The organism is Selenihalanaerobacter shriftii (assembly GCF_900167185.1).
Lineage (GTDB): Bacteria > Bacillota > Halanaerobiia > Halobacteroidales > Acetohalobiaceae > Selenihalanaerobacter > Selenihalanaerobacter shriftii.
In genome coordinates, this window is sequence record NZ_FUWM01000004.1 from 13,482 (window position 1) to 28,389 (window position 14,908).

Consider the following 14,908-nt stretch of genomic DNA (forward strand, 5'->3'; position numbering starts at 1 on the left):
ATCTATTAGATTCATTTTTTGATTACATCTATTAGTTTATGAAATATCTACTTGCTGTTTTTCTTTATGCCGATGAGCTAATCTAGCCGAGGCCGCTGATGCAATTCCAGCTACAATATCATCTAAAAAGGTATTAACGTTTTCCGCACTATTATCTAATTCTTCAATAATTCCTGTCTTCTGCTTATCTAAAAAACCAAAACTAGTAACACCAATAGTCCCATAAATATTAGCAATAGTCATTGCTAAGCTTTCATCAATCCCATATAAAGGTTCATCACGTGTAATAATATTAGACAATGGTTCATCCAAGCTACCTTCTTCTGCTAATTTATCTAAAGCTACACCGGTTAGAATTGTATATTGAACCTCTCGTTTTTCAAATACCTTTTCCACACTAATTACACATTCTTCTAAAGTTAATTGTGGATTATAAGGTGACTGTAAATCATAAGCAATTTGTGCTATATCCTTTATTTGAACACCTCTTTCATTCAATAAATCAATTACTAACTCTTTCATAGTTCTCCCCTCCTTCGTAAAAACAGTAACAGTTGACAGTGTCAGATAATAACCTATTCCCTAATCTATAATTGCAACAACTAGCTTAATAAACTTATTAGCCGATTAGTTATTCACTATTATCAATAGTCTATGCAAATCTATGATAAAACGTAATTCTTTACTCCAGAAATTTTATCTAATTTTTGTTCTAATCTTTGATCCATTCTGACTGAAAATTTTTGAGCAGTAGATAGAAGAACTCTTTTTTGATTAACCTTAAGCACCATATAAACAGGGATATTTCCTTGAAAATCTTGTAATACTTCTGCTAATTTTTGTAATCCTTCTGAATTTATATCAACTATTTCTAAATATAATCGCTCCTTTATAGCTCCTTTTAACTTTTCACCAATCACTTTTACACTTTGTTCATCCTTATCTAACCTACCTTTAACTAAAAGAAATTCATTTAGACTTAATAACTCCTGAAATTGATTATATTTTTTAGGAAAGACTACTACTTCTACCTGACCTAATCTATCCTCAAGCTCTACAAAAGCCATTCTATTTCCATTCTTAGTTACAATCTGATTCAAATCACTAATGGTTCCAGCTACAATAACTTCTTCCCTATCATCGACTTCTTTAATATCTAAAGTAGAAAGAGGTTCATACTTTTGTAATAAACCCTGATATCTATCTATAGGATGACCAGATATATATAATCCTAAATACTCTTTCTCCATAGCTAATAACTCATCTTGACTATACTCAGGCTTCTCAGGTAATTCAAATCGTTTAGCAATAAATTCATCCTCACCTAAAAAGTCTGTAAAAGATTGTTGCCCGTTATCTTTTTCTTTTTGAATCCGCCGAAATTGTTCATATAAATCATCTAAAACTGTTAATAATTGAGATCGATAAGCATCAAAAGAGTCAAAAGCTCCAGCCTTAACCAAGCTTTCAATTACTCGTTGATTCACCTTACCTAAGGAAACCTTTTCATAAAAATCTATTATTGACTCAAAATATCCTAACTCTTCTCTAGCTTTAATTATCTCTTCAATTGCTTTCTCTCCCACATTCTTAACCGCTTCTAATCCAAATCTAATTTTTCCATCAACTACTGTGAACCTTACATCACTCTCATTTACATCAGGAGGCAAAACTTCAATCTCAATTCGCTTACATTCTTCAATATAACGAGCAATTTTATCACTATTACCCATTATGCTACTTAATAAAGCTGCCATAAATTCTACTGGATAATAATTTTTAAGATATGCTGTCTGATAAGAAACTAATGCATATGCAGCACTATGGGATTTATTAAATCCATAACCACCAAAATACTCCATTAAATCAAATAATTCATTGGCTAATTCTTCAGAATAACCATTTTCAATAGCTCCATCAATAAACTTCTGTCTATGTTTCCTTAATAATTCTGGCTTCTTTTTACCCATACCTCGTCGCAAAATATCAGCTTCACCAAGACTATATCCAGCTATTTCATTAGCAATTTTCATAACCTGTTCCTGATATAAGATAACTCCATAAGTTTTTTCTAAAATAGGCTGTAAATCTGGATGTGGATATTCTATTTCTGCTTCCCCGTGTCGCCGTTTAACAAAATCATCTACCATTCCACTTCCTAAAGGTCCCGGTCTTCCTAAAGCCAATAATGCAATTAAATCTTCAAATCTAGTTGGCTGCAAATCAACAATCAATCTTTGAAAAAGATTAGATTCAATTTGAAATAGTCCTTCGGTATTCCCTGTCTGTAATAATTCATAAGCTTTAATATCATCTATAGGAAATTCTGCTAAATCTAAATCCAATCCTTGAGTTCGTTTAATAATATCTAAAGCATTATTTATTACTGTTAATGTTCTTAAACCTAAAAAGTCCATCTTCAGCAAGCCAATCTCTTCTAAATTCTCCATTGGATATTGGGTGGTTACCTCACCTTTATTCTGTTGTAAAGGTGTATAAGCCGTTAATTCTTCCTTAGAAATAACTACTCCCGCCGCATGGGTAGAAGCATGCCGAGGGAGACCTTCTAATCTTCTTGCGTAATCTATTAATTGTTTAATCTCATTCTTACTCTGATATAATTCCTGTAATTCATCCGAAGAGTTCAATGCTCCTTCTAAGTCAGATCCAAAAGGAATTAATTTAGCTATTCTATCAACTTCTCCATAGGGTAAATCTAAGACTCTCCCTACATCTCTAATTACTGCCCTAGCTGCCATGGTTCCAAAAGTAATTATTTGAGCTACTTTATCTTGACCATACTTTTTTGTTACATAATTAATCACTTCATCTCGACGTTGATAACAAAAATCAATATCTATATCTGGCATGCTAACTCTAGCTGGATTAAGAAACCTTTCAAAAATCAATCCATATTCTAAAGGATCTAAATCTGTAATACCTAATAAATAAGAAACTAAACTTCCAGCCGCACTTCCTCGACCGGGTCCAACCATGATGCCTTCTTCTTTAGCATACTTAACAAAATCCCATACAATTAAGAAATAGGCTGGATACCCCATTTCTTCAATAATACTTAATTCATAATCTAGACGTTCTTTAACTTCTTGAGTTAACTCTCCGTATCGATCTCGAGCTCCAGCCAAACAAAGTTGTCGTAAATACGAAGTAATACTTTCCTCAACTGGCACCCCATAATGAGGTAAATAGATTTGATCAAAATCTAATTCCACATTACACCGCTGAGCAATATCTAATGTATTTTCAATAGCTTCAGGAATTTCTGAAAAGATTTCTGCCATCTCTTCACTATTCTTTAAATAAAATTGGTCATTAGGAAATTCCATTCTATCTTCATCATTTAAATTCTTCCCTGTTTGAATGCAAAGTAACACATCATGTACTTGAGCATCATCTTGATTAAGATAATGGACATCATTAGTAGCTATTAACGGTACCTCTAATTGCTTACTTAATTCAATTAAAGAATGATTTAAAATTTTTTCTTCTCTTAACCCTTGATCCTGCATCTCTAAATAAAAATTATCCTTACCAAAAATCTTTTGATAAGAAATTATATGATTTTTAACCTGTTCCTGTTGTTCATTTAATACTCCTTTAGCTACTTTTCCTGCTAAACAACCACTTAAACAGATTAAACCATCACTATACTTTTGTAATAATTCCTGATCAACTCGAGGTTTATAATAGAAACCTTCTAAATACCCTAAAGATGTTAACTTTAATAAATTTCTATATCCCTGATTATTTTTAGCTAGTAAAACAAGATGATAAGGATTATCATCCTTTTTCGGTTCTCGATTAAATCTACTTCTAGGAGCTACATAGACTTCTGAACCTATAATAGGTTTAATCCCAGCATCTTTTGCCGCCTTATAAAATTCTATTGCTCCATACATACATCCATGATCAGTAATAGCTAAGGCTGGCATTCCATAATCAACAGCCTTTTGTACTAATTCCTCAATTCTAGCTGCGCCATCTAAAAGACTATATTCTGTATGCACATGTAGATGGACAAAATTAGCCACTAACCAGCCCTCCCCTAAATCACACAATTATAAATATTATTTGCAATTTAACATTATATATCACTAATATCTATTCCTAACCTTCATTTAAGTCATACTTAAACCTCATATACCTACTTACTCTGCTTATATAATTATTCGAGTTAACCCTCTTAAATTCCTGCTTACATTAATTAGAAAGACTTATGTTCTAAATCTAAACTTTTATAAATATATATTACTAATAATTTGAGCAGGTGATATTATGCAAAGAATAATTATAGTCTTTTTTACTGCCTTAGGTGTTTTATTAGGTGGTGCATTAATTGGTGGTATCGGCGGTACATTAACTCATCAATCCCCAGTTAAAATTATGCTTAAACTAACCGAAGATATTAAATTATGGGCTGTAGCTACCGCAATTGGAGGTACCTTCTCTAATCTTAGAATTTTAGAAGGAGGTTTTGTAGAAGGTAAATTATCTCTAGTTGCCAAACAACTAATAATCCTAGTAGCAGCCTTTTTAGGAGCCCAATTAGGAATTTGGATTATTAATATCCTCACCGGAGGGCGATAAATATGGGGTTTAGATTCTTAAGTCTAACTAAAACCGACTTCTTTCGGTTATTATCAGCATTCTTATTAGGAATGATTTTAGGAGCACTAACTTTAAATTTAGTTACTGCTCAATATATAGATGACTTAATTTATGAAAATAAAGAATTAAATAATAGAATTAAAAGTAAAGACAATGAATTAAAAAAATTAGAAGAAAGTTTAACAAATAGAAAATGGAGGGTTGTTCAACGAATTAAAATCTTAGTAGAAACTGAAGAAAATAAACATGTAAAACAAGAGTTAGAATTAGAAATATATGAATTATTAAAAAGTATTATCGGCCGCCAAATGAGTAAAGTCGATGGAACTTTAATTAGTAATACAATTGACGACCGAATAATAGTCATTGAAGATGAAAATTATCAAATTAACTTAATCTGGTTACTATTACAAGAAGAAACCGTTGTTAAAATCAAAGCTATTCATTCTTAGTACCTAAAAATTCTGAAATTCTATCTAAAGCTATAGTCAATTCTTCCAAAGAAGTAGCATATGACAACCTTAAATAATTAGGCGCTCCAAAAGCAGAACCAGGCACCACCGCCACTTCTGCTTCGGTTAATAAAGCCTTAACTAATTTTTGATCATCTGTAATTTGAATGCCATTTATTTCTTCTCCAATTAATTTTGTAGCATTCACAAAGAGATAAAATGCTCCCTTTGGTATTTCTACTGATAAACCATTAATCTGATTAATTCTACTTACAACATAATCTCTTCTTTCTTGAAAAGCTTCCACCATTTGCTCTACAGGTTTTTGACTACCTATCAATGCTGCAACACTTGCCTTTTGAGCAATTGAATTAGGATTAGAAGTACTATGACTCTGCAACTTAGACATGGCATCTACTATTTCTTTATTAGCCGCCGTATAACCAATCCGCCACCCAGTCATAGCATAAGCTTTAGAAACACCATTTATTAAGATAGTTAAATCTTTGATTTTAGAATTAAGGCTAGCTATGCTAACTGGTTTTTCATCATAATATATCTGATTATAAATTTCATCAGCAATAATATAAATATTATTTTCCACAGCAATTTCAGCTATCTTCTCTAATTCTTCTTTATTATAAACAGCCCCTGTAGGATTAGAAGGTGTATTCAAGATTAGACCTCTAGTCTTATCAGTAATTAAACGTGATAAATCTTCTGGTCTTAATTTGAAATCATTTTCCTCCATTGTTTCTAAAATTACAGGTTTCCCTCCTGCTAAGTTAATCAGTTGCGGATAACTCACCCAATAAGGTGCAGGCAGAATAATTTCATCTCCTTCATCACTGATTGACTGGAGTGTATTATATAATGAATGTTTTGCTCCCGAGGAAACTATAATTTCTTCAGATTTATATTTTAAATTATTATTCTCTTCTAACTTCTCACAAATAGCCTCTTTTAACTCTAAAATCCCAGAACTAACTGTATAATTAGTAAACCCTTCTTCAATGGCTTTAATTGCTACTTCTTTAATGTGATCTGGTGTATCAAAGTCCGGTTCGCCAGCACCTAAACCAATAATATCAATCCCTTGTCTTTTTAATTCTTTGGCTTTAGAACTAATTGCTAAAGTTGGTGATGCATCTACTTCTCTTACTCGCTCTGCTAAGTACATTTATTTCCCCCCCTGGATTAATCAACATTATTAACCAATAGTCTTCCTGCCTTCAAAAGAAAAAAACTAAACTAATTTATGAAATTTGTTCAGAATCAAGATATAATAGATCTTTCTCAAACTGAGCATCATAAAGTCTTTTATAGACTCCATCTTGCTTTAATAATTCCTGATGGGTACCGACTTCTTTAATTTCCCCATCCTTAATTACTACTATCTTATCTGCTTTAATTATAGTTGACAATCTATGGGCAATTACAAAAGTAGTGCGATTTAAGTAAAGGTTTTCTAAAGCATTCTGTATCAAATTCTCTGACTCAGAATCTAAAGATGAGGTGGCCTCATCTAAAATTAAAATTTTAGGATCTTTTAATAAAACCATAGCAATAGCTATTCTTTGCTTTTGACCTCCTGAAAGTTTAACTCCCTTTTCACCAATTTGAGTCTCATATTCTTTAGAAAATTTGGTGATAAATTCATGAGCATTAGCTGCTTTAGCTGCTGCTGTTATATATTCATCACTCGCATCTTGACAACCATAAATTAAGTTTTCTTTAATTGTTCCACTAAATAAAATTGGGTCTTGTAATACAATTCCCATCTGTTCTCGTAAAGACTTTAAAGTAAATTCACAAATATCTCTACCATCAATCTCGATCTTACCAGAATTAACATCATAAAATCTAAGCAAAAGATTAACAATACTAGTCTTGCCTGCTCCACTAGGTCCAACTAATGCCACCATTTCACCTGAATTTACTCCTAAGTTAATATCATGTAATACTTCTTCATCAGATGCATAACTAAAATTGACATCATCAAAAACAATTCTTCCTCGACACTCAGTTATCTCTCTAGCATCAGGATTCTCTTTAACACCTATCTCAGTGTCTAATATCTCAAAGATCCTTTCTAGACTAGCCATCCCTTGCTGAATGATATTATTAAGCATAGTTAAGCGAACAATTGGCCTAAATAACATCTGAGTATATGTTAAAAAGGTTGCCAACTGCCCAACTGTGAGAGAATTATTAATCACTTCTGTTCCTCCATACCATAGAATAATTAAAATTGATAATCGGGAAGTAAAGTTAATGCTAGTATCTAATTTAGCATATAGACTACCTCGTTTAATATTTAAACGTTTATTCTCTCTAGCCTCTTCCATGAATTTATCTAGTTCATGTTCTTCATTAACAAAAGCTTTAACTATCTTAATTGCAGAAATAGATTCTTGTAAAACCCCACTCATACTTGCAAATTTTTGTTGAATCTTTTTATTTATTTCTCTTAGCCTACGACCTAATCTAGTAGTTATAAATAACATAATCGGAAATAAAGAGATTGTTAATAAAGTTAACCTCCAATTCATTAAAAATAAAAAGATAATAACTCCAATTATAGTTAATGATTGTTGAATTAATCTAGAAGAACCTGCTACTATCATTCTCTGTAAATCCTTAACATCATTAGTAACACGAGAAGCTACTTTTCCAGTTAAATTCTTTTCATAAAAATCTAATGATAATTTTTGTAAATGATTATGCAACTCTCCCCTAATTCTTAATAAAATCTTTTGGGAAATATTAAAAATTGCTCTAACTCGGTATAAATTTAATAAGCCCTTGATTATCAATAAACCAAGTGTACCAAAAATGATTAAATTCAACAAAGTAAAATCTTGCTGCGGCACTACTTTATCAATTACTAGCCTAATCATTTGTGGAATAATAGTAGAAATTATTGCTACTATTATCATGACGAAGACAACTTTAATTAATCCCTTTTTTTCCACCTTAAGATATTCATTAAAGAACCTTTTAAAGTCCTCCATACTATACGCTCCTTTTTACTTCTTTTGAGCCTTAATCCTTTGTTTAGAGTTCAAAATTTTCTTCCTAATCCTAATATTATCTGGGGTTATTTCCACATACTCATCATCAGTAATATATTCTAACGACTGCTCTAAACTTAAATCAGTAGGAGGTATTAATTGAATTGCTTCATCGGCAGAACCTGCTCGCATATTAGTTAATTTCTTTTCCTTACAGATATTAATATTTAAATCGTTCTCTCGAGCGTTGGCTCCAATAATCATTCCTTCATATACTTTAGTTCCTACATCAACAAAGATAGTTCCTCTTTCTTGAGCATTAAAAATACCAAATCTAGTCACTGTTCCGTCTTTATCAGCTAATAAAGAACCATGTTGTCGCCCAGGAATATCACCTTTATATGGAGCATAATGAGAAAAAGTATGATTGATTATCCCTTCTCCCTTAGTCAAAGTTAAAAATTCTGACCTAAAACCAATTAATCCTCGAGCTGGAATTTCAAACTCCAACCGAATTCTTTTTGAACTAAGGTGAGTCATATTCTGCATTTCACCTTTTCTTTGACCTATTTCCTCCATGATATTTCCCATGAATTTCTCTGGGATATCTATTAATAGCTCTTCAGTTGGCTCTAATTTTTGACCATCTTCCTCTTTCATTATTACTTGTGGTTTAGAAACCTGAAATTCATATCCTTCTCTGCGCATGGTCTCAATTAAAATTGATAAATGCAATTCACCTCTACCGGAAACCTGCCATGTATCTGGACTGTCAGTTTCTTGCACATTTAAGGCTACATTACTTTCTAACTCTTTGGATAATCTCCTCTTTAAATGACGAGATGTTAAGTAATCCCCCTCTAATCCTGCAAAAGGGCTGTCATTAGTAGTAAAATTCATAGTAACTGTCGGCTCTTCAATTTCAATGACCGGTAAAGGCTCTGGATCATTTACATCAGCAATTGTTTCACCAATATTTATCTCCTCTAAACCTGCAATAGCAACTATATCTCCTACTTTAGCTTCTTGAACCTCTTCTTTACCTAAACCATAATATTTATACAGAGTACTTATTCGGTCTCGAACGATACTCCCATCTGATCTACAAATAGATACTTCTCCTCCATTCTTTATCTTACCACGAGCAATTCTACCTACTGCTAACCTCCCTACATAATCATTATATTCAATTGTAGTCACCATCATCTGTAGTTTTGCCTCTATTTTTCCTTTAGGACCTGGTATTTCAGTAATTATTTCCTTAAATAAAGGATCTAATTTTTTTTCCTTCAACTTCCAATTCTTTTTTAGCAATCCCTTCTAGGGCTGATGCATAGATTACTGGAAATTCTAATTGTTCTTCTGAAGCCCCTAATTCAATAAATAAATCCAACACTTCATCTACTGCTTCATAAGCTCTAGAATTACTACGGTCTATTTTATTAATTACTACTATAGGTTTTAAATCTAAAGATAAAGCTTTTCGAAGAACAAACTTAGTTTGAGGCATAGGGCCCTCAAAAGCATCTACTACTAAAAGAACACCATCTACCATTTTTAGTATTCTCTCTACTTCTCCACCAAAGTCAGCATGTCCCGGGGTATCAACTATATTAATTCTAACTCCATCATATTCAACAGCAGTATTTTTAGATAAAATAGTAATACCTCGTTCTCTTTCTAAATCATTAGAATCCATTACTCTATTTTTTAACTGCTTTTGCTCATGAAAAATTCCACTCTGTTTTAACATCCCATCAACTAATGTCGTCTTTCCGTGGTCAACATGAGCTATAATTGCTATATTCCTAATACCTTCTCTAATATCCAATTCAATCATACACTCCTTTTATAGCTATTAAAAAGATTAACTTTAAATTTTTATTAATTTCATATTGCGATCTTTAAATGCAGCAATCTCTTTATAGCCTATATCTTTTATTAAATTTTTAGCCATATTTAAATTCTCCCCTACTCGCTTTGGAGAGTGAGCATCTGAACTTAATGTTACTGGAATTCCTAAATCGTAAGCTTTTTCTAATAATGCCCGACTAGGATACATCTTCCCAATCGGTTTATTAAGCCCATTTGTATTCACTTCAATACAAAGATTATTATCTGCAATTGTCTGCAAAGCTAATTCAGCATACTCTATAACATCTCGTCTCGGATGATAGTCAAAAACTTTAATTAAATCTAAATGTCCAATAATATCAAACAAATCAGAACCTGCTGCTTGATTAATAATTGAAAAGTACTTTGCATATAATTGATCAATATTCCAATTATCATATTCATTAGTATAATCTGGATGATCAAACATCCAATCATCAATATAATGTATAGAGCCTATTACATAATCTAAATCAAGTTTATTTAAAAAATTAAATATAGCTCCTTCATTACCAGGGGTATAATCCATCTCAATCCCAACTAACAAATCAACTTCTGAAAATTCTTCATTAATAATGCGAATATTATCAAACTTAAAATCTTTATGATAACGATTATGATCAGCTATCCCTAACTTCTTAACTCCTCTCTCTTTAGCCGACTTAGCAAATTTTCTTAGATTTTCTTTCGAATGATCTGCATCATCATGTCCAATTGGATGAGTATGATAATCTACTAACATCTTCTTCCCCCTAACTAATCTATTAATCTGCAAATAACTTAACCTTTAAGTCTCTCTGTCGAGGACTATCAAAATCACAAAAATTGCACAAATGCCATCTTGTAGGTCACTTTTTCTAACTAAAGCTTCAATTTTATTAGTTATGTCTATCATTGCCGTTCTTTCATTACTCATAATGGCTAACTCATACATCATTATATAACACCTCGTTACTATTTTAAACCAAAGTTCTAACTATTAATTCTTAATATAATATATTATTCCTGCACATTTAAAATTTTAACCCTTTTAAAGCTATAAATATACTAATTTCAATCAATTACTATAATTTTACAGGCACATTATGAATCCATCAACATAAACTTTAAGTATAATATGATAAATATACTAAATATTCGGAATGTAAATAATATTTATAATTTTCAGAAAATTCTTGACATTTTGAAAATTATGTATTATACTCTTTTATAACACCAATATCCTATTCTGTATTTTATTAACATTTGAGGAGGTGATAATTAAAAAGGTTTTTAGAGGTCGAATTTTAAGGAGTTTATGATTCTAATTCTTAAAGGAGGTTATAATATGGTTGATCATACTGCTGAAGAAATGTCTAATAATGATATTACTGAAGTAAGTCTTGATATAGACAATATATTATTAGCTACTGATGGTTCAAAATATTCAGTTAAAGCAACTAAAACCGCTATTGCTCTTGCTAAGTTAGTCAATGCCAAAGTTACTGCTACCTTTGTAGATACTGGCAAGGAAGATGCCTGGTTACCAGAAGAAAATTTACAAGAAGAAGTACAATTAGGCGTCCATCCAAGTGAAGCTGGCTTAGAAATAGCTAAAAAATTCGGGAAAAAAAATGGAGTTGAAGTAAGTACTACAGTATTAAAAGGTGGCGTAACTAAAGAAATAGTCTACTACGCTCGAAATCATGATATAGACTTAATAATAATTGGTGAGTCAGGTAGAACCGGATTAGCTAGAATTGCTTTAGGTAGTGTAGCTGAAAGCGTAACTAAAGCTTCTGATGTCCCTGTCTTAGTCAGTAAGTAGAAACTTTTAATAAGGAGGAGTTGATTATAATGGCAAATAGTGAAAAGAATGATATGTATGGAAAAGTCATTACTAAAGATGACTTAGAAGAGAGACCAAAAGTTGATAAGCTTATTAAGAAACAATGGAATCTTAGTTTCTCATTATCATTTATCGTGCTGTTTATTTCATTCATGATTCCTGTTTTAAATAAATATGCACCAAGTTTTATGGCAACTAAAGTTTTAGGCTTTAATCTCTATTACTTTGTTACTGCCTTTGCTATTTATCCATTTGTTTGGGCAATTACGATTTATTATACTAAGAAGTCAATTAGAATGGAAAAAGAAGAGCTAGTTGAGGTACTGGAACGTGGAAAAGACTTAGAGGAGGGGTTATAAATGGCTGAAATACCAATTATAGCAGTACTATTAGTGATTGGTTTGTTGGCTGTAGTCGTTGGCATTACTATCTTTTCGACCCGTTTTACTAGAACAACTTCTGATTTTTATGTAGCCGGTGAAGAAATCAGTGTTTTCCAAAATGCTTCTGCTATTTCTGGTGATTACTTGAGTGCAGCATCATTTTTAGGAGTTGCAGGTGCAGTTTTTCTAAACGGATTTGACGGTATTCTCTATGCATATGGTTTCTTCTTAGGTTATGTACTTCTATTAATGTTTATTGCCGGTCAATTAAAGAAGTTTGGAGAATATACTATACCAGACTTTGTTGAAGGCCGCTTTCATACAAAAACTGGTAGATTAATTGCCATTGTCTGTGTTATTATGATTTCCTTATTCTATGCTGCACCCCAAATGTTAGGTGTAGGAAATGTCTTAGGCTTATTATTAGGTATACCCTATACAGCAGCAGTTATAGGTGCAGGAGTCGTAATTACCCTCTACGTAGCATTTGGAGGTATGAAAGGAACTACTTTAAATCAGGTTATACAGTTTTGGGTACTATTCACAGCTATGGGATTACTAACAGTTATTGCCTTTGGTAAAGGCTTTAGTTATTCTGAAATTTTGCAGACTCTATCTACCCGAAGCGGAGAGATTACACTACCAGGCGGAATTACCCAAATGTTTAATGGAGCTGAATGGACTTCGCCAAATGGGTGGCTTAGCTTTAAGGACACTATGTCATTGTTAATTGCCCTTTGCTTTGGTACAGCTGGATTACCACATATTTTAGTTAGATTCTATACAAACCCTTCTGGTGCTAAAGCAAAATGGACAGTAATTGGAGTTTTAATATTAATTGGTTCATTCTATATTATTTCTCCATATGTTGGTACTGCTATGAGATATATCATGGTAGAAAAAAGTCATTTGTTAAAAGAGTATATGGCTAATGCGTTAGCCAAAAATGGTAAAAATCTAGCAGTTCCTATTAGTGCCTTTATCTTTGGCGGCCAGACATTATTAGGAATTACAATAGCAGGTGCAGTAGCTGCCGTACTATCAACAGTAAGTGGATTGCTTATGTCTTTAACTTCTGCTTTAGGTCATGACTTATATACAAGTTTAATCAATCCTGATGCATCTGAAGAACAGCAAGTTAAAGTAGCAAAAGGCTCTACATTAATCATGGGAGCTATTGTAACTACTCTAGGTGTCGCTGTTCAAGGTCAACAGATTGCTGTTTTAGTAGGATTAGCATTTGCTCTTGCAGCTAGTACTTTCTTCCCTATTTTAGCTTTAGGAATCTGGTGGAAAAGAGCAACTACTAAAGGCGCTATTGCAGGAATGCTTACAGGATTATTAAGTTCATTTATCTTAATTTTCCTTAAAGATGCATTCCCACCTATATTACAGTTTAATAATCCAGCTATGCTTACTATGGCCTTAGCTATCGTAGTTAATGTAGGTGTCTCTTTAGTAGATGGTAAGATTCCAGCAGATGTAAATGACTTTATGGAGTTAGTCCATGGTCCAGAAGAAGAAGCTGCTTAAAACTATATCTGTTAAACCCATCTAATTATATAGATTTGCCCCTTTTTTTAAAGTTGCCCCCTTTTTTATTAATCAGGCACCATAAGAAGTGGATGCAGTAGCACCTGATAATAAAAAATGTGGGGCTTTTTTTATTTGTTTAATCTCCCCTATCTTAACCCTTCCAATCCTAATAAAATAATAATTATTATGTCTAATATAAATAATTATTTAAACTTTATGAATATTATTTTCACTTAACATATATATTTTTTATAACAATATAAAATTCATATTACTCCTCTTCTCTCTATTTTACTTTTATTACCTCGATACCAAATATAATAATAAATAGGATTATCATGCTATTTTGTTTAACTTTTATAAATATTTAGAAAATTTAAACAAGTTTGCAGGAAAAATAAATACTATATAGAAATAATTTGAAGAAGAAACAATAAGAAAGGAGGTGAGTCAAATTAAAAATAAAATTGCAAATCCAGCTCCTTTAGGATTAGCAGGCTTTGCATTAACCACATTCGTACTCAGTTTTTACAATGCTGGAATTTTTCCAGCAGAAAGTAAAGCTATTGTCTTTCCACTAGCTTTATTCTATGGAGGCTTAGCTCAATTTATGGCTGGAATGTGGGAATTTAAAACAGGCAATACTTTTGGTGCTACTGCATTTACTTCTTATGGTGCCTGGTGGATGTTTTTTGCTTTACTTGAGTATTCTCTTACTTTAGGCTGGATAGAATTAGGTTCTCATGGAGCTACTGCTATAGGCTTAGTCTTAGCTGCTTGGGCATTCTTTACATTCTACCTATGGATAGCTACTTTTAAAATCAATAAAGCGACTTGGTTAATATTTTTAACCTTATGGGTTACATTTGCTTTACTTGCCCTGGGTGAACTAGTATCACCTCAGTTTGGGATCGCAGGTGGTTATCTAGGATTAGTATGTGCTTCAATAGCCTGGTATACTTCTGCAGCTGAAGTAATCAATGAAGTATCTGGTGAAGCAGTATTACCAATTGGGAATATTGTTACTAGTAATCAAGAATCTGCAGTTGGTGAAGAGACTGTAAATGCCTCGTAATAATTTATAAAAACATAAAACACTCCTTCTTATCCATTTAAATAAAAAAATATATTTAAAGAAGGAGTGTTTTTATATCATTTAAGTTACTAATTAAT

The 14,908-nt window shown here is 32.1% G+C and carries 11 protein-coding genes and 1 pseudogene; 6 read left to right on the forward strand and 6 right to left on the reverse strand.

The genetic code is table 11. The features are described from left to right. Window positions 1-36 precede the first annotated feature (36 nt). On the reverse strand, window positions 37-522 hold the full coding sequence (locus tag B5D41_RS01445) for a phosphatidylglycerophosphatase A family protein (RefSeq protein ID WP_078808827.1): 486 nt from the start codon (window positions 520-522) through the stop codon (window positions 37-39). 140 nt (window positions 523-662) lie between these two features. Further along, window positions 663-4,052 (reverse strand): DNA polymerase III subunit alpha, encoded by a 3,390-nt coding sequence (locus B5D41_RS01450; RefSeq protein ID WP_078808828.1) that lies wholly within the window; start codon window positions 4,050-4,052, stop codon window positions 663-665. Between the two features lie 244 nt (window positions 4,053-4,296). Here B5D41_RS01450 and B5D41_RS01455 point away from each other — a divergent pair, with 244 nt between their 5' ends. Continuing rightward, a complete protein-coding gene (locus tag B5D41_RS01455) occupies window positions 4,297-4,608 on the forward strand; it encodes a YtrH family sporulation protein (protein WP_078808829.1) in 312 nt (103 codons plus the stop codon). Between the two features lie 2 nt (window positions 4,609-4,610). Beyond that, a complete protein-coding gene (locus B5D41_RS01460) occupies window positions 4,611-5,081 on the forward strand; it encodes a sporulation membrane protein YtrI (RefSeq protein ID WP_078808830.1) in 471 nt (156 codons plus the stop codon). Here the strand turns inward: B5D41_RS01460 and B5D41_RS01465 are convergent. From B5D41_RS01465 to B5D41_RS01480, 4 genes and pseudogenes are all read right to left on the reverse strand, one after another. Then, window positions 5,068-6,261 carry a pyridoxal phosphate-dependent aminotransferase gene (locus B5D41_RS01465; protein ID WP_078808831.1) on the reverse strand — a complete coding sequence of 398 codons (1,194 nt, stop codon included), beginning with the start codon at window positions 6,259-6,261 and terminating at the stop codon, window positions 5,068-5,070. The two genes, B5D41_RS01460 and B5D41_RS01465, sit on opposite strands and share 14 nt — an antisense overlap. Before the next feature lie 76 nt (window positions 6,262-6,337). Then, window positions 6,338-8,095 (reverse strand): ABC transporter ATP-binding protein, encoded by a 1,758-nt coding sequence (locus B5D41_RS01470; protein ID WP_078808832.1) that lies wholly within the window; start codon window positions 8,093-8,095, stop codon window positions 6,338-6,340. A gap of 15 nt (window positions 8,096-8,110) precedes the next feature. Further along, window positions 8,111-9,935 (reverse strand): annotated as a pseudogene (gene typA, locus B5D41_RS01475) (translational GTPase TypA). 33 nt (window positions 9,936-9,968) lie between these two features. Beyond that, window positions 9,969-10,730 (reverse strand): histidinol-phosphatase HisJ family protein, encoded by a 762-nt coding sequence (locus B5D41_RS01480; protein ID WP_078808833.1) that lies wholly within the window; start codon window positions 10,728-10,730, stop codon window positions 9,969-9,971. A 585-nt stretch (window positions 10,731-11,315) separates the two neighbouring features. Between B5D41_RS01480 and B5D41_RS01485 the strand changes: the two genes are divergently transcribed. From B5D41_RS01485 to B5D41_RS01500, 4 genes are all read left to right on the forward strand, one after another. Next, entirely contained in the window at window positions 11,316-11,795 is a 480-nt protein-coding gene (locus tag B5D41_RS01485; RefSeq protein WP_159442865.1) for a universal stress protein, read from the forward strand. 29 nt (window positions 11,796-11,824) lie between these two features. After that, entirely contained in the window at window positions 11,825-12,175 is a 351-nt protein-coding gene (locus B5D41_RS01490) for a DUF485 domain-containing protein (protein WP_078808835.1), read from the forward strand. Further along, window positions 12,176-13,732, forward strand: coding sequence for a solute symporter family protein (locus tag B5D41_RS01495; protein ID WP_078808836.1), 1,557 nt, complete (start codon window positions 12,176-12,178; stop codon window positions 13,730-13,732). A 448-nt stretch (window positions 13,733-14,180) separates the two neighbouring features. After that, complete coding sequence (locus B5D41_RS01500; protein WP_234983863.1) at window positions 14,181-14,810, forward strand: acetate uptake transporter; 630 nt, start codon at window positions 14,181-14,183, stop codon at window positions 14,808-14,810. The last annotated feature ends 98 nt before the right edge of the window (window positions 14,811-14,908 follow it).